A 16113-nucleotide genomic window follows, 5' to 3' on the forward strand; every position below is an offset into this window, starting at 1 on the left:
TTGCAATATGGAATTTGGCAGAGTTGACCCTTTAGAATTAGCGGAAATTGACTTCGGGCTACCGGTTGATTCTGATTTAACCAATAAAACCCTTGCAGCATCCGAACTTAGTGATAGCTTAGGTATTCATGTTGGATGTACGAAATGGGGGAATAAGGGATGGATAGGTCGATTATATCCGCCTAAAACCGACGAAAAACAGTTTCTGAATGAGTACAGTAAACAATTTAACACACTGGAACTTAACGCTACGTTTTACACTATACCCAAATCAGAGGATGTAAAAAGATGGTGTGAGCAAGTAGTCGGCAGACCCGATTTTAAGTTTTGCCCCCGATTTCCTCAAAGTATTACACATATACGCAGGCTTGCAAATGCCGAAGTGCAGACGGCCCAGTTCTACGAATCTATAAACGGGTTTGGTGACAAACTTGGTGCTTTAATGTTACAACTTGGAGATAACTTTAGCCCCAAAAGCTTTAATAATCTGAAAAGCTACCTGGAAGCACTGCCAACAAGCACTCCCGTATTCCTGGAGGTCCGTAATAAAGATTGGTTTAAGGACGGCGAAGCCAGGCAAAGACTATTTGAGACGCTGCACAACTTAAAAATCGGTGCTGTGATAACCGACAGCGCCGGTCGGAGGGATTGTGTCCACATGGAGTTACCAACCCCCCACACGATGATCCGTTTTGTGGGAAGCAATCTACACCAGACTGATTACACACGTGCGGACGCATGGGTGCAAAAGATCAAAAGCTGGAAAGAAAAGGGATTACAGACGGTTTGGTTTTTCGTGCACCAGCTAGACGAGAACAATAGCCCTGAAATGTGCGAGTACATTATTAAACAATTGAATAGCGAATTGAGCATCAATCTTCAGGCCCCGATACTTATAAAATAAGCGAGCGTTTATTTTTCCGTCTGCTTGTTACCCCAGTGCTCAATTTTTTAATGCAGCCTTCACGGCTAAGCCTCGCGCGCATATCTATAAACAATAAGGAGGTCAATTAGTTGTATAGGTATGGAAAACTACACGATCACCGTGACCAGGGATAAAGAAGTGCATCATTTTGAAGTGGGCGAGTACGCCCATCACGAAGATGGCAAATGCAAGTTCCGGGTATTCGAGAACGGCACATATGTAGCCAGTTTTACACCCGACAATCATGATTTTTTGCATATCTGCCAAAATCCCGGCGAAATAGCCGAGGATATCCTTCATTTGCTGGCCGATAAAATCGAAGCGCATCACCCGCACGGCGTTAATGATAACATTATAAAGCTAAAGAAATGAGAAGCATTTGGACTGGCTCCATCGGTTTCGGCCTGGTGAGCATACCCATCAAATTATTTTCCGCAGTTCAGGAGACCAGGCTTGACCTGGACATGCTGGACAGCCGCGATCATGCGCATATCAGGTTCCAACGGATAAATGAGAATACTAAAAAGGAAGTGCCGTATGATAAAATTGTTAAAGGTTATAAATACGATGATGATTATGTGATCATTGAAGATGCGGATTTTGAAGCGGCAGCCCCAGAGAAAAGCAAGGTGATCGAGATCGAAAGTTTCGTGGATGTCACTTCAGTTAATCCGATGTATTACGAAACGTCCTATTACACCGAACCGGCTACCAAAAAAAATAAAGCCTATGCCTTGCTCCTGGAAGCTTTGAAAAAATCCGGTAAAGCCGGCCTGGCTAGGTTTGTCCTGCGCAGTACGGAAAGTCTGTGTATCGTTCACCCGGTAGAGAAGGACATCGTGGTTACCCGCATCCGTTTTCAGCAACAGATCCGCGACCAGGGCGAACTGAAATTGGATGATGATATTGCCGTTAGCAAAAAAGAATTGGATATGGGCCTGGCGCTCATTAATCAATATGCCGAGCCGCTTGATCTGTCGAAATACAAAGATGAGTATCACACCGAGCTGATGAACATCATTGAGCAAAAAGCTAAAGGCAAACGCCCGACCATTAAAAAACTGAAACCGAAAGCGGCTAAAAGTGATGATCTCTACGATCAACTTATGAGCAGTTTGCAAGTAAAAAAAGGGGCTTGATATGATGATAACGCTTGCCCCGGAATTTCGTTTTGCCTGAAATTAGTAAAATGAACTTTTCAAAAAATCCTAAACCGACGGCACCACCAATTGTTAACCTTGTAAACAATAATGTTATGGCAAAGACAGCGCATGGCGGTTTTACGCCGCCGAAAGGCAATCCGTCCGGTAACGGACGTGACCAGCAAGGTGAAAAAGACCTTGGCGGCCGGAACCTGGAAAATGAAGAAGAAATAGCCGACCGGTATACCGATGATAACGAAGAACCCGCGGCAAATGTGTCGGAGCGGCATCCGAACCGGAATGTAAATAAAGGCGAGGATACAAATAAGCCTAATCAAAGCCTCGATCTGTGATGGCAGCGAACGTCGATGTACTGGCCTATGTCGGCCGGATGATGGGCATCAGCCGGATAAAGGCCAGTGAGCTGACCGGATTGGCGAATGACGCGTTTGCGGAGGTACTCGATCCGGAACATATCATCGATCAGAGCCCGGAGCGTGATGCGGTGGTGGAAAAGGAGGAAGAACAGGTTGATTTACATACAATCGCTGAACGGCTCCATGTACCGGTTTCAGAATTTCGCAGCTGGATTGAGGATGAAATGATCTTTATTGAGTATGGCGCGAACCTTTCGGAAGGCCTCGCAGCCGAAGAACCGACGGCTTTATCTGCGACCGCTAATTTTTATTGCCGTTGGTATAATGATGTGTTCCTTAAGCACGGGTCTGTGTTATTAAGCGATGAACAGCATCACCGTCATGGCGCGCAGGGCGAGGAATAACCTTACAGTTTTAGTAGCACTTTACTGTTGGCTGTCCGGATCTTTTTATTCAGCAAATTAACCCACAGGTCGCCCTTTTTTTCCAGGCGTTCGGGTATGGTATCCATCGTAAACCTAAAAGGGTCGACCTTGTCTTTCAGCTCTTTCCATTCCAACGGCGTGGAAACGGTTGGGTGTTTATAGGGCCTCACCGAATAAGCGCTGGCTAAAGTATCCGCGTAGTCATTCTGGCTGGGATCTACAAACAGTTTAGTGCCGCGATGTTCGATCGTTACTTCGGTAGTGGCAATGTCCGGTACGTCGTCAGCAATTCGTTGGCAAATCTTTTCAGCTAAAATGCGGGCTTGCGGAAAAGTAAAACCCTGGCAGGGCAAAAACAAATGGATGCCAGTTTTGCCGGAGGTTTTGACCAGGCTTTGTAATTTATATTCTTCGAAGACCTTTTTCGCGGCCTGTGCCGTTTTGATCGCCTTGCCGAAATCTTCATCAGACGGGTCGAGGTCTATGCTGATAAAATCCGGCTCTTGCGGGCTGCTAATGCGCGAGCTCCAGGGGTTAAGATCGATATTACCGAGGTTAATAAGGTATAGCAGTGCGGCTTCGTTATCGCAGACGGCGTAATCGATCTCATTACGTTTACCCCTTTTTGGATGCCGGCGCTGGTCAGTGAAAATATGCAGATAATCTGGTTCGTGGCCTTCCATGTCCTTGATGTAAAATCCGGGTGCCATCGCCCCATCTGGTTTGATATGGAGGGAAAGCGGTCGGTCTTTTAGGTGAGGCAGGATGTAATTACAGATGCTGTGGTAATACGTGATGAGCCTTGCTTTGGTAACGCCGCGCCAGAGTTCCTGGCCGATATTGCTCATGGTCACCGTTTGTCCGGCGAATTCGAAATCCCGTTCGGATTCGATCCTTTTGTTTTCGATTTTTGGCCAGTTGCTGTCCGCGGAGGCTACTACCGGTTCTTTTACTTTGGGTTCCTCGATAATTTCCTGTTCCTGCTCATCGGAGAGTGGTATTTCCCGTACTACTGCGGAGGCTTTTTTATCCAGCCGAAAGCCGAGAAAGGTAGCGGGTTTGCGGATGCGCCCGGTCTTTGTCCAGGTGGCGAACTCGAAGTTAGCGACCAGTTCAGGTTTTACCCAATGGATCTTGGCGCCCTTCGTATCCAGTACTTTATTGATGAAGGGTGTTTTGTCCTGCTCCAGTTTTTGCAATTGGGACAGGATACCCGGCATTTCGCTTTGCTTATAGCCGCCGCCCGAACGGCCGATCCATTCCAGTTCTCCTTTGCTGTTATAAGCGCCAAATAAAAGTGACCGGAATGATCTCACTTTATCCGATTCCGCCCAGCCGCCGATCACAAACTCTTGCCGCTTTCGCGTCGGCGTTTTCAGCCAGCGGGTATCGCGGGCGCCGGGCACATAGGGGCTGTCCTTTCGTTTGGCAACAATACCCTCCAGGTCGAGGTCGAGCGCCTGCTGGTAAAGCGCTTCGCCATCGTCGAACGATTCACTAAAGCGCAGCACTTCGTTGCCTTTGAGCAATTCCTTCAAAATTGTCTTGCGATCCGTTAATGGTAAACCCATTAAATTATAACCATCGATCCAGAGAATATCAAAAACACAATAGTTGATGGGCGTATCCTGTCCGTTAAAAGTTTGCAGGGCATCGAAGTCCGGCCTGCCTTCTTCGTTAAAAACCACCACCTCGCCATCCAGCACCGCATCATGGCCAAATTCTTCCAGCGCTTTGGCAACCGGCGGGTACTTTTTGGTATAGTCCAGCGCGCTGCGGGAATCCATACGGACTTTCTTTTTTTCAATGTAAGAGATGATACGGTAGCCGTCCCATTTTACCTCGTACAAATAATCCGCATCCGGCACAACTTCTTTCGTCAGGGTGCATAGCATCGGTTTGACCGATTTCGGCATTATCTTTTTGATGCCTTGTTTTTTCAGGTCGTCCATGCCAGAGGTCGGCTTTTCTGCTTTTTCGGGCGCGCGGTTACTTTGCCAGACATCAGCCTGCTGGTCGCCGGCCATTTCTTCGACCGTCTTTTTAGACACGACCGATTTGTCCTTCAAAAGGATATCGTGTTTGCTGGCGTATTCATCGTCCGCTTTGATCAGCCGCCAGCCGCCTTCGTATTTGTCTTCTTTAAATTTGATCAGGATAAAGTCGCCTTTGAGCTTATGACCATGCAGGGTGATCTTCAGCGCATTCTTATAATAATTGGACATCATCCAATGTTCTTTAGCGGCCTTATCTTTCAGCTTTTCATCCGCAGCCGGTTCATACCAGCCCTCGTCCCAGACGATGACCGTACCCCCGCCATATTGTCCTTTAGGAATAATGCCTTCAAAATCTTTATAATCGTAGGGATGGTCTTCAACCGGCATAGCAAGCCTTCTTTCCTCGGGGTCCATCGATGGGCCGCGCGGCACCGCCCAGCTTTTTAGTACGCCTTTTACTTCTAACCTGAAATCATAATGTAAATGCGAGGCGTCATGTTTCTGGACGACAAACAAAAGCTTATCCGTGCCGGCCTTACCGCCGGCAGGTTCCGCGGTCTTTTTAAAATTCCGCTTGGCTTTGTATTGTTCCAGTTCGGCCATCGTACATCAGGTTTGGGACTTGCGCTAGTTTTGGTAAACGGCGGGTTCCGCGCCATTGTTCTTGCCATCAGGCGTTTCGAGCGCGGCATGAGGCGGACCAGTCAACGAAAACGTACTGGTGCCTGCGATCAGCTCTTTCTGTGACAGCTCGTCCTTATCCGCCGGGTTTTTGTGCTGACTCTGATTTTTAATTTTGTCTTTCATGGCTTTCTTTTTAGATGGCAAAGCCCCTTGCGGGGCCTTACCGGAAAAGCGCTTTGTTATTTTTTCCCTTCAAGTTTCTTTTCAACCGCAGCGCGCTTATTGCTGCCGGTCGCTTTTTTCGCGGCCTCTACGTTTTTCGCTGTCGTGCCTTCTTTCCTTGCTTCGTATTTCAGTTCGTGCGGCTGCTCCGATACGGAGTTCCTTTCCACTTTTGCGCCTCTTGTTGCCATATTAGTTAATTTTTTTAGTTAGAAGAATAACAAATTCAATATCAATGGGTTTTATCTTTTGATGGAAAAGTTTGAGATCAGGGTCAACGGTGCAGAAGATGTCTTTTATTTTGAGGTGCGTATTCTGCGGCAGGAACATTGCGCCTATCAGGTCTATGAGAACGGCACATTGGTTGCTGTATTTGAACCGGACGAGGAAGAATACCTGCACGTATGCGATAATCCGGGCGGGCTCGACGAAGAGGTCATCTTCCAGATCGGCTTAAACATCGAGGCGCATACTGTTTAATGATTATAAAATAAAATTATGAGTTCAGCATTTGTAAAAGAAGGGGAATACCAAAAACTGAACGACGTGTCGCCCTCATTGAGCGCTTTATTGTTCTATCTCCGCCAGGAAAATAACGGTCAGATCATCCGCGAAATTAAAAGCTTTCACAGCGAAAAATTCGGTCGGCATGTTTACGAAATGAGCGATGGCCTGACCTATGCGCTCGATGATGATAACAAATGGATAGTTATCCTGGATGCGTGTTAAACTACGAGCTGGACCTGCCCCAAATGCGAACGGGAACTGCCCTAGCACCCCTATCGTTTGTCGATCTGATGAATTTACATTGCTCATCCATAAAAGTGAAACGGCAAGCGCTGATAGAGTGGGGTATCGGGAATTAAAATAAAATTAATGATTTGTTAATGCACTATAGGCCTAAATTTAGCCATGGAAATAGATGAAGCCTTAGTAGCGAAAATCCTGACAGAAATCAAGCTGCTTGAAATTGAATATCAGTCCAACCAGGCGATGATCCTGACGGAAGATGATTTGAAATGTAACTTATTTGCAAGGTTGAAACCACTGATGCCCTCACGCATGCCAACGATAAACAAGGATAATTATGGCAGCCCCATTCATACTGAAGTCAAGTTCTATGACGAGAAAGGATTTTTAACGCTGGTACCGGATATTACTATTGTTCATCCCCGGCACCTGAGTATTTTTCACTCCGTTGAATTTAAGATCGAGGCGACCAGGAACCGTAATTTCGGCAAGCTTCCGTCCAAATCTTTTGAACTTGGCGGCCATACGATCATCATTGAATTGAAGTTTTGCCGGAATACGAAGGGCATTCAGGACGAAGAAGTGAATACTTACCAGGCTGATCTTGACAAAATCAGCCGGCTTCAAAATATCGTTCGTGCCAGGAGTAACGGCAATGACAGGTTGTATGGAATTTTTGCATTTTTCAATAAAACCGACTTGGGCAAAGAGAAATTTGAGCAAATGGTGTCCGCGAATACGAATCCTTCACTCCATATTCTGTATAATTCAGGAAAGGTCGATTTTGGAGATGTCGAGATCAGCGAATACGAGCCCGGGTATCGCATGGAAAGGCATTCCCATTGTTGATCGAAAAATTCATCTGCCTTACTTTTTAAGGATATGTCCAACCAGTTCCTTGATTTCTTCGATATGGGTCATGTGTTGTTCGATGAGTTGTTCATCTTCATTCAGGATATAAGATAATTGCAGCGCTTTAATGTCCTTACTGCCGATCAGTTGCCTGGCCCCGGGCTGGTAATATTGCTCCAGTTCACCCTTTGACCAGATAAAGACTTTGTTATCGCGTAATGTTTGCTGTAGCCTCACAAAGGCTTCTTCACCCATAGTGTCGATAATGACCTTTTCACGGTCGCCTTTGGTATAACGGGTTTGCATATAACTGACGATATCGCATAGTTCGGTACTGGCGGGATCGGCCGTTCCGTCGAGAACTTGCTCGAACAATTGTTTCAATACCTGCGCGTCAAAATTCTTCTCGACATTCTTGATCCTGTCGTCGATACGCTGGTAATCAACCTCCATTTGACCGATAGCAGTTTTGATACGCCCGATATCTTCCACCACCGTGGTCAACTTGAGATGATCCGCCAGTTTACGCACTTCGTCTTTGAAACAATCCAGGTCGCCAACGATGAGGTAATCGATCTGGAAACAATCCAGCATCCTGGCGTAGATCAAAAATGCGCCTTTACCATTCACCCGGGCCACGGAAATATTATCATAGTCGAGTTTCTGCCGGATGCCGCTGACTTTATCGACAATGGCCGGTATCAGGAAAACTTCACCACCTTCCACCAAGATAACTTTATCAGCAAAAAAGATCTCACTGTTGTTCGACCAAAGAAAACGCTTGAGCTCCATGGTCACTAGCCCGGAGGTATCCCGGTCGAGTTGTTTAGCGATCGTAAAGTTACCGGCTGCATCCTTAAATACTCTCGTAATATTAAAAAGATCGACGTGCTTTAAGTATTCGGTCGAATGTGTACTGATGATCAGTTGGCGTTCCTGCGTTTCCGAACCGTTCAGGAACTTGTTCAGCTCGGCGGAGATCACCCGGCGGGCCTGCGGATGCAGAAATAGTTCCGGTTCCTCCGCGATCAGCAGCGAACTATTATTATGGTATTCATTACAGTAGAGCGAGAATAAAGCGATGATGACGGCACTTTGAATACCCGTTCCCTTTTCATGGATCGGGCGGTCGATGCCGTCATTGACAAACAACTGGACATTTTTATAGAGTTCATCCTTGGCATTATCCAGGAATTTGAAAGAGATGGCTTTATGGGCAATGGCGCCTTCCAGTAGTGTTTTGACCAGCTGTATGTTACTGGCAAAAACGATATCCACCCGGCTTTTGATTTCCTCGGCACTGTGCCTGATCAGTTCCTCATAGGTTTTACCGGACGCTTCTTCGACCTGCGATTTGTTTTTGTTCCATATACCGGCCACAAGTTTACCAAACCAGGTATAGTGCACCAGTCGGAGTTCTGTTTTATGGCTGCGGGTCGCGCTGATCACCGTAGTAGTTAGTAAAGAATCGCGCAACTTTTTTGACAGGAAATGGCTTAGCCAGAAATGTCCGTCCGCGCACTGGACGATTAGGCCAAATCCCATTTTTTCCTCATCGACCCGCGATTTGCAAAAGAAAACCTTTAATCTTCTCGCGCTCTGTATAAAAGCATACAGCTGCGCAGCCGGCATCCATTGTGTCTTTTTTTGTCGGCCGCCTGAAAAAGTATCGATTACTTCGACCTCGAGCCGGTTCTCCAGGTCGTCCAAGCTCTGAAACAAATCATAGTTAACCATGATTGCGCCTGTGCCCGGATCTTTTTGATAGAAATCTCCAGGCCCTCTTATGCGCGAAAATGCCGATTGCTTTTTAATGCTGAGAATTAAATCCCGGTCAAGATCTCGGCCTTCCAGCGTCACCTCCAGAAACAGGTTTTCAGCCGGCACCTCGCTGACCTCACCCGTGTCCTCATCGACACTTTCATACGTGTAGAAATCATTATCCCCGATAGGTTGAAAGGTAGGGAACTTCTCGCCAACCAGGATCTCAATACCTTTAATGATATTGGATTTCCCGCAATTGTTTTTACCGACGATGACATTTTTGCCATTAGCAAAGCGTACCGTAACTTCTTTGAGGCTACGGTAATTGGATGCAAAAAACTGTGAAATATACATGCAGGCCTGGTTTTAACCAAAGCTACTGATTTACCATAAAATATCGCCGGACTTGTTCACGTTTCTCGTTTCCCGGTAACTGGTAATAGTTGCAACGGAAATGCTGGCCGGGTTCCCGGTAAGCAAGGGCTCGCGGTCATAAAGACCTTGTTCGACCCGGAACTCAATAGCCCCAACCAGTTGAAATTCCTTGTCGGCAATAGCGGGTTTGACTGCCAGGTTACGCGTTTTGAACCGGTTGCCGACACTGGGGTAAACGATACATTCATAATCAAAATCTGGATTAGGGTCTTCCAGGTCAAAGATATTTTCAGACAAGAGTGCAGATAAAAGATATTCATAATGGTGGCTAACGGGTTTGGAGAATTCCCGCGCCAGTAATGCAAAATAATTATTCATGTAACGTGCGCCAAGGGGATGTTGATGCTGACTTAGGGCGGTTACCGCAAACCGGCCTTGCGCTACTTCGCTGTTCACTGCGGCGGCTTCCACGTTGTGCTCGATCGGGTAGGAAACAAATTTCCGCCGCTCCCTGGGTCTCCAGATCCCAACCGTCACTAATTTACCCTCGGGCGGACGGAGTTCCTTTAACGCAGTATCCACGCTTTCTGTGAGGTAAAGCAAAGTGCTGTCTTTGGTGCTGGCCCGGTTATACTTACCGATTCGCTGCAACACTGCTAAAGGGGGATAAGTTAGCGAACGCTGGTTAGTGATGCTGACATCGTGCAGTAGAACACTTTCGTTAACGACCAGGCGGTATAATTCATACGTTACTTCCAGTTCGTTTGTGATGAAAAAATGGAAATTAAAGGCAAAGTGGATATAGTTCCGGAAATCGAGAAAATCCTGCAAGCTGAATGCCGAATAGTCAAGCGAAGCTAATCCTTTATTCAATTCCTGGTAAAATGCATCGAGGGACGCAATAATCTCCATCTCGCCGGCTTCCAGCGGTTCATTACGGAAAAGCTTATAAGTAAGCCGTTGTTCATTAGTCGATGCGTATTGTTCACCATACTGTTTATGTTCCGGAATAGCAGGTAGATGTTTGAACCGTTCGAGCCGGAAGCCACCGCGCTCCCTGAATTTCTTCGCCGAGGCATCCCAGCGGTCGATCGACTCCTGCAAGGTTTCGCGGATATCGGCCAGTTTTGGCTTTGGAACTTGGTGAAAACGCAAATTGGTCGCTTTGCCGCGTTCATGAAAAAGTTGCGCGAAGGCAAAAGTTGCCTGGTCAATGAGCGGAAATAAAAATTCCACCGTTGGCGCTTCGTACCGATAATCGATATTAAAAATGTATTCTATCCGGCTATGAAAAACCTGTCCATTAAACTGGTTTTCATAAACCATATTGACCCTGACTGCAAAATCAAACGTACTGTCCACGTTTGGCCGGGCCAGCCCGATCTCATAGTAAATATGACTTCGGTTAGCGCCCAGAAACTTTTCCGTCGGCTCATGCCGCCACTCCAGCACGGTTACCGGACCGGCTCGCTTAACGGCTAAACTCATTAAAGCTAATAATGAATAAACAAGAGGATATAAGCCAGGATGCCAAGTTTACCCGCAGTACTTTCAGCGCGCCGGAAACCTGTTTTTTAACGGTTTCCTCAGACGTGCCTAATTGTTCCGCAATTTCTTTATAGGTTATGTGTTGCTTGCGGCTCATCTCGAAAACCTCCCGCATCCGCGACGGTAGTTCGGCGATCTCCTTTTCGATAATTGCATTTAACTGGTTCTCCCGTACCCAGTGATCGGTAGGCGCGTCACTCAGGTCCGGTTTTAAATTATTGACATATTTCAGCTTCACCTCATTATGCGAAAAATGATCCACGATGCGGTTACGCACCGCTCTGTACAAATAGCCCGAAAGATAACTGCTGATGTTAATGGTTTCCCGTTTCAGCCAAACGTTGGTAAAGACCTCCCGTAAAATATCCTGCGCCTCTTCCTTGTTCCGCAGCTTATTCCAGGCATGCTGGTGCAAAATGAACTTATAGCGGTGATAGATTTCCGTATAAGCAGACTGATCCCCCGAACGCAAAGGTTCGCGAAATTCCTGGTCCGTATAAAGATAGTACGCTTTCATCAATCGGGCTAGTTCGCTTATCTAAAGTTACTTAAATAAAAAATCAATGTTAAAGAATAAATAGTGTATCGCAAAAAAACGGTTACTTAAAACGGGATATCATCGTCCCCAAGATCATAATCTGGGTCAATTGTGTCCCGGTCTTCTATTTCAGCCATCAGCTTGTCCAGCGCATCTTCATCCAGGCCTTTTGATTTTTTAGCCGATGATTTAATGGAAACCAAAGACATCTCTGAGGATGTGATTTTTACACTGGAGGTATCTATGCTCAGTGACATGTCATAAAATTCAACATCTTCATCTTTCAATATTTTAAAGAAAGGGTCCGTATGTAGGTAAGGTTTTTTTACCGGCAGCCATTTCTTTTTGGCTACTTCATAGGCAACCAGCCAAAATTCATTGTAAAGGTTTTCTGCCACCAATAAGCTTTCCCATCCTGTCGTGTCCAATCCCTTCGGGATTAAACCGGCTGCTTTCATATCCAGAGCCGTAAGGATTATCGCGGCGTTCTGGCTGGCGCTGATGATTTTTGCCCCATTTTCCAGCAAGTCTATTTCCAGCGTTTTAAAAAGCCACAGCGACCAGGACACTTCATAATGGTTGTCGAGATCCTGGTGATAAATGATAAATTCATGAAACGCTTCGCCGATCAGCCCAAAATCCAAATCATATTCTTCATCATTATGACTAATGATCAGTTTTACAACATAAGGCAAGCATTTAGAATCTTTAACAATGGCTTGCAACAGTAAAGCTTCCAGTATCGGCCAGTTAATTTCTTTAAAAATAGTCGCGCTTATTTTAGAAAGGCCATAACTTAAAATTGCATCGTCCGGGAATTTGGTGGCATAAAAAAACAACTTGTCGAAATAAGCGATAATGTCTTTGTGCTGCAACTCCTTGTCTTCGCGAAATTGATATTCCCGGAGAACATTGTACCATTCTGTTTCGATTTGTTCCGGAAGTTCGATGATCTTTTCCTTGGCCTGGTTAAGGTCAAGTTCAACATCCTTTAAAAGTTTAAAAAGGACGGCCCTCGCTGTTTCCAAATCGCTTAGGCTTTTAAAATAAAGCGTATAATCATCTACAACTCTAATGCCTTTCAAGTCGGCAATTTTATCTTGCAAGTGCCGATCGATGTAAGAACAAATGATCTCTGATAAAATACGGCTGGTATCCGGCCCAATGGGAATCCCCATCGTTTGACCGTCCTGCATCTTCCGCACATCCTCGTCCAAAGCGTTCCCCGTTAATTCGTATCTGGCTCTTTTTGCTTTACCGGCAATTTTAGTATGCAACGTCCAAGGAATACTGTGCGTGTAAATACTGCCATAGAAACGCTGGATATCTACTTTTAAAGCATAACGCCTGCCTGTTGCCCGCAGTATCCGCTCTTTCGTGATCTTATCAAATGAGGGCTGTTCTATCGCGCGGTAAGTTGCAGCCTCCTTTAATGGAGAAAGGGATAGCTTAGACTTTGCCGTTAATGCAGTGATATCTGTCCACCCGTCACAGACCGTCTGGGCCAGGCGCAAAAAACTCAGGGGGTGAACGATAGCCAAACTCCGGCGGTATGATTTGGATTTTGGGATCGAATAGGGACTGTACTTAGTGAGTGTCCCTGATTTTTTCTTAGCTGGTGTTTTAGTTACCGGATCAAAAGTATCCATATCCGGGAGAAGCATGCTGATGATCGCAGCGTATCCCTTTGTATTAAAGGGTGGAGGTAGTTCTTCCGGAAAATAACCCTTCTCTACAAGTTTATTTAATTTCATTGCAGCTAAAAATACATTTTATCCTGCATCTTTACATATTACGATGGGAAATACTGTTTATGCGTTGTTATAATTGCGAAACTGAGCTAACTGATGCCAACAGGTCGGAAGAGCATATTATTAACAATGCTTTGGGCGGCCATTTGACCTCGCACGAATTGCTATGCAAACCTTGCAATGATCGGTTCGGCCATGGCATTGACAGTGATATCGAAAAGCAGATCGGTCAGGTCACAGATTTGCTGGGTATCAAGCGGCACCGCGAAAACAAGGACCGGAAAATAAGGATCGAAATGATTTCTGACACGGGAATTGTTAAAGTTGTTGGAAAAAACATGGAGCCATGGCATGAGCTTTCATTAGACACCGGCGATAAAAAGGTTGTTCTTTTTGAATCAGAGGCCAATTATGAGATCCTGAAAAATCGTAAGAAAAAGGAACTGAGTAAAAAGTTCAAGGTAGAAGATGAGGAATACATCCGCGAGCCCGATAAAACAAAATACCGGATCAAAAACAGCTTGTCAGATGCCGAAGGCAACACTTGGTTCGGTGGCCCGGAATTTTTCAGGGCGGCAGCGAAAATGTGCCTTAATTATTATTTAAGCAAAGGTTATGACCTAAGCTATTGCCAGGACGTTACGGCTTACATCAAAGGCGAGAAAAAGTTCAATGATATTGGTTATTTTTATTACCCGAAACATTACGTCATACATGATCTCGGCGACCAGGAGGTTTCCCATATAATCCATATCAAAGGAGATACCTATTACAAATTATTATACGCGTATATCGAACTTTTCAATGCGCATAACGCCGTTATTATATTTAGCCTCAATTACGAGGGCGACCCCATCGATGACACCTATGCTTACGATCTTTTAGAAGGTAAGGAGATGACCAAGGCCATTAAAATGTGGTTACCCAGGCACCACCTGGAAATTATGGCCCTGATCGCCAAAGAGGTGGGTCCGGAGCACGTCCGTAAATTTAACCGACTGGAACGCATCATTGAAAAAAGACAATTACATCAACCATGACACCCGACTACCAGCTTCCGCCGTTAAACGATCCTAAACTATTCGAAAGTTTGATCTGTGACCTGTTTAATGAAAATACGGATATACCATCCTATAAATTATTCGGTAAAAACGGACATCAGCAAAAGGGTATCGATATATTTTCCAATCACATGCGATCGGTGATCCAGTGTAAACTGAAAGACCTGACGAGGAACCGAGCTATACTCAAAAGGGAACTTTTCGCGGATATTGAAGATACGATTAATAAGCTGATGGGGCATCAGCCGACACTCAGTTATGATACGTTATATATTGTAACTACTTTAAGCGAAGACCCTGATTTTGATGAATATTGTGAAGCTATCAGGCTGGAGAAAGGTTTTCAACCAACCGTTATCTTCTGGGGTTGGGAGTCCATTCAGAAAAAGCTGGCCAATACCAAGACTACGATCAAAATCTACTACCCGAATTATGCCCATTACGCTGCACCGCGGGAAGACCTGATCAAGTACCGGGTCGAAATGAAGCAAAAGATTGAGCGTGACTTTGGCCTTTGGCTGAATTTTGATACCGGCAAACGAACTCGAAATTCCAAAATGATCATCCACTCCATTGACGACCAATATTATCCCGCTCATGTTTACAATACCTACGAAGAACCCCAATGGTTCGGCGGTGAGATCAGCAGGTTGAGTCATAATGGGCTGGGCTTTGTGACCGGCATCGTCAATATCTACTTATTCGAGGACGGCCAATGGACGAGCGAAAAGCCGCTTGAAGAAGCCATGACTATCAAAGCAGCGAGAATTGAGGTCGTTGCTTTTGAAGACATCCTCCAGTACGACCTGAATGGCGATGAGCATTATTCGTCCCCGCACTTTTATTGCAAGTTCAACCACTCCGGACGGCCATTCGTCGAAACCTATTACCAGAACCTGGACCCCCAAACAAAAAATAGACATATGTTTTTTGACAACACTACCCAAAAACCTTATTGAGTTTGTTGTCGCTCTTCCATTACTAAATGGATCACGCGGCACCACTCGAACTCATCTAGTTCTTCGAAACAAGCCAAGTAAGCGCCAATGTCTTCATCGCTGACAGAATCCATCACAAATCGAATATCGTTTTCTGGCATTTTTCGGATGATATCCAGGATATAAGGATATTCAGCTGCTTTATTGACGAGTTCTGCTATGGCCTTCAGTGTAAGGTTTAATTTCTTTTGGTCTTCAGACATAAGGCAAATATAGCTTTATTGCGGCACCGGTTTTCTGGGGGGCCTCAATGTGTTTTTGCAAAAAGCGAGTAAATGCGGACCTTCCATTGCTTCGTATAAGGCTGATAAGTCGCGGTCACTGCCGGTTTTCTGCACTAGGAAAGATGATCGGCCTATTCCGCTCAGTGTCGCGCCAAGTTTTTGAGCGGCAGGCATGATATCCTTTCCAGGCTGGAGCAATTGATTGCGGAATATTACTACGATGCGGAATTATTGCAAAAAGGACGCCCTATGTTGTAATACCGGTCAAAGATAATTAATTTATCGGCCTATTACCTAAGTGACTTGCTGCGCGACCTCCGCGCAAAGCATCCAGCAACACGTCCTTAATTTTGCCATTAAAAAAGCAAAAAAGCCCGTTGGCGACAACCCACCAGACAGTAAGCAAAATCGCTTATCAACTTAACTTCGGATACCCGCAATCTTTCAATAAGTTATTTAAAAATAAAACGAAAGAACTCAATGGGTATAGTTCACTTATGAACTATTTTCACAAGACAAGCAACGAAATCAATACAGATA

18 protein-coding genes are annotated in these 16113 nt (G+C 45.4%); 10 read left to right on the forward strand and 8 right to left on the reverse strand.

Annotated elements, in window-relative coordinates:
• The first annotated feature begins 7 nt into the window (after window positions 1–7).
• The 5 genes from M2273_RS00500 (at window position 8) to M2273_RS00520 (ending at window position 2848) form a co-directional block, all read left to right on the forward strand.
• Entirely contained in the window at window positions 8–904 is an 897-nt protein-coding gene (locus tag M2273_RS00500; protein WP_429391654.1) for a DUF72 domain-containing protein, read from the forward strand.
• Between the two features lie 120 nt (window positions 905–1024).
• A complete protein-coding gene (locus M2273_RS00505) occupies window positions 1025–1297 on the forward strand; it encodes a hypothetical protein (protein ID WP_429391657.1) in 273 nt (90 codons plus the stop codon).
• Window positions 1294–2064: a Ku protein gene (locus tag M2273_RS00510; RefSeq protein ID WP_429391660.1), complete on the forward strand. Its 771-nt coding sequence runs from the start codon at window positions 1294–1296 to the stop codon at window positions 2062–2064. The genes M2273_RS00505 and M2273_RS00510 overlap by 4 nt, the downstream gene beginning before the upstream one ends.
• A 116-nt stretch (window positions 2065–2180) precedes the next feature.
• Window positions 2181–2420 carry a hypothetical protein gene (locus M2273_RS00515; RefSeq protein ID WP_429391662.1) on the forward strand — a complete coding sequence of 80 codons (240 nt, stop codon included), beginning with the start codon at window positions 2181–2183 and terminating at the stop codon, window positions 2418–2420.
• Complete coding sequence (locus tag M2273_RS00520) at window positions 2420–2848, forward strand: hypothetical protein (RefSeq protein ID WP_429391665.1); 429 nt, start codon at window positions 2420–2422, stop codon at window positions 2846–2848. Before M2273_RS00515 ends, M2273_RS00520 begins: the two co-directional genes overlap by 1 nt.
• 2 nt (window positions 2849–2850) lie before the next feature.
• On the opposite strand, the gene ligD is transcribed toward M2273_RS00520, so the two are convergent.
• Genes ligD through M2273_RS00535 form a run of 3 tightly spaced genes read right to left on the reverse strand, consistent with a single transcriptional unit; the run spans window position 2851 to window position 5903 of the window.
• Window positions 2851–5469 carry a DNA ligase D gene (gene ligD / locus M2273_RS00525; RefSeq protein ID WP_429391667.1) on the reverse strand — a complete coding sequence of 873 codons (2619 nt, stop codon included), beginning with the start codon at window positions 5467–5469 and terminating at the stop codon, window positions 2851–2853.
• 24 nt (window positions 5470–5493) lie between these two features.
• Window positions 5494–5694: a hypothetical protein gene (locus M2273_RS00530; protein ID WP_429391670.1), complete on the reverse strand. Its 201-nt coding sequence runs from the start codon at window positions 5692–5694 to the stop codon at window positions 5494–5496.
• 35 nt (window positions 5695–5729) lie between these two features.
• A complete protein-coding gene (locus tag M2273_RS00535; RefSeq protein ID WP_110582408.1) occupies window positions 5730–5903 on the reverse strand; it encodes a DUF3606 domain-containing protein in 174 nt (57 codons plus the stop codon).
• A 61-nt stretch (window positions 5904–5964) separates the two neighbouring features.
• Here M2273_RS00535 and M2273_RS00540 point away from each other — a divergent pair, with 61 nt between their 5' ends.
• From M2273_RS00540 to M2273_RS00550, 3 genes are all read left to right on the forward strand, one after another.
• On the forward strand, window positions 5965–6192 hold the full coding sequence (locus tag M2273_RS00540; protein WP_429391672.1) for a hypothetical protein: 228 nt from the start codon (window positions 5965–5967) through the stop codon (window positions 6190–6192).
• A gap of 18 nt (window positions 6193–6210) precedes the next feature.
• The gene (locus M2273_RS00545; RefSeq protein WP_429391675.1) at window positions 6211–6441 is read left to right on the forward strand and encodes a hypothetical protein; all 231 of its coding nucleotides are present in this window, start codon (window positions 6211–6213) and stop codon (window positions 6439–6441) included.
• Window positions 6442–6624: 183 nt separating this feature from the next.
• On the forward strand, window positions 6625–7311 hold the full coding sequence (locus M2273_RS00550) for a hypothetical protein (protein ID WP_429391678.1): 687 nt from the start codon (window positions 6625–6627) through the stop codon (window positions 7309–7311).
• Window positions 7312–7329: 18 nt separating this feature from the next.
• Here M2273_RS00550 and M2273_RS00555 read toward each other — a convergent pair whose 3' ends face one another.
• The 4 genes from M2273_RS00555 to M2273_RS00570 form a co-directional block, all read right to left on the reverse strand.
• Entirely contained in the window at window positions 7330–9432 is a 2103-nt protein-coding gene (locus M2273_RS00555) for an ATP-dependent nuclease (protein WP_429391681.1), read from the reverse strand.
• 30 nt (window positions 9433–9462) lie between these two features.
• Window positions 9463–10815 carry a hypothetical protein gene (locus M2273_RS00560; RefSeq protein WP_429391683.1) on the reverse strand — a complete coding sequence of 451 codons (1353 nt, stop codon included), beginning with the start codon at window positions 10813–10815 and terminating at the stop codon, window positions 9463–9465.
• Between the two features lie 109 nt (window positions 10816–10924).
• Window positions 10925–11518, reverse strand: coding sequence for an RNA polymerase sigma factor (locus tag M2273_RS00565; protein WP_429391686.1), 594 nt, complete (start codon window positions 11516–11518; stop codon window positions 10925–10927).
• A gap of 86 nt (window positions 11519–11604) precedes the next feature.
• On the reverse strand, window positions 11605–13293 hold the full coding sequence (locus M2273_RS00570) for an RNA-directed DNA polymerase (RefSeq protein ID WP_429391689.1): 1689 nt from the start codon (window positions 13291–13293) through the stop codon (window positions 11605–11607).
• On the opposite strand from M2273_RS00570, the gene M2273_RS00575 reads away from it, so the two are divergent.
• Both M2273_RS00575 and M2273_RS00580 read left to right on the forward strand, forming a co-directional pair.
• Window positions 13293–14330 carry an HNH endonuclease gene (locus M2273_RS00575; RefSeq protein ID WP_429391691.1) on the forward strand — a complete coding sequence of 346 codons (1038 nt, stop codon included), beginning with the start codon at window positions 13293–13295 and terminating at the stop codon, window positions 14328–14330. The two genes, M2273_RS00570 and M2273_RS00575, sit on opposite strands and share 1 nt — an antisense overlap.
• Entirely contained in the window at window positions 14327–15310 is a 984-nt protein-coding gene (locus M2273_RS00580; protein ID WP_429391693.1) for a hypothetical protein, read from the forward strand. Before M2273_RS00575 ends, M2273_RS00580 begins: the two co-directional genes overlap by 4 nt.
• Here the strand turns inward: M2273_RS00580 and M2273_RS00585 are convergent.
• Window positions 15304–15552, reverse strand: coding sequence for a hypothetical protein (locus M2273_RS00585; RefSeq protein ID WP_429391696.1), 249 nt, complete (start codon window positions 15550–15552; stop codon window positions 15304–15306). The genes M2273_RS00580 and M2273_RS00585 overlap by 7 nt on opposite strands.
• Window positions 15553–16113 lie beyond the last annotated feature (561 nt).

The organism is Mucilaginibacter lappiensis, assembly GCF_050433765.1.
Lineage (GTDB): Bacteria > Bacteroidota > Bacteroidia > Sphingobacteriales > Sphingobacteriaceae > Mucilaginibacter > Mucilaginibacter lappiensis_A.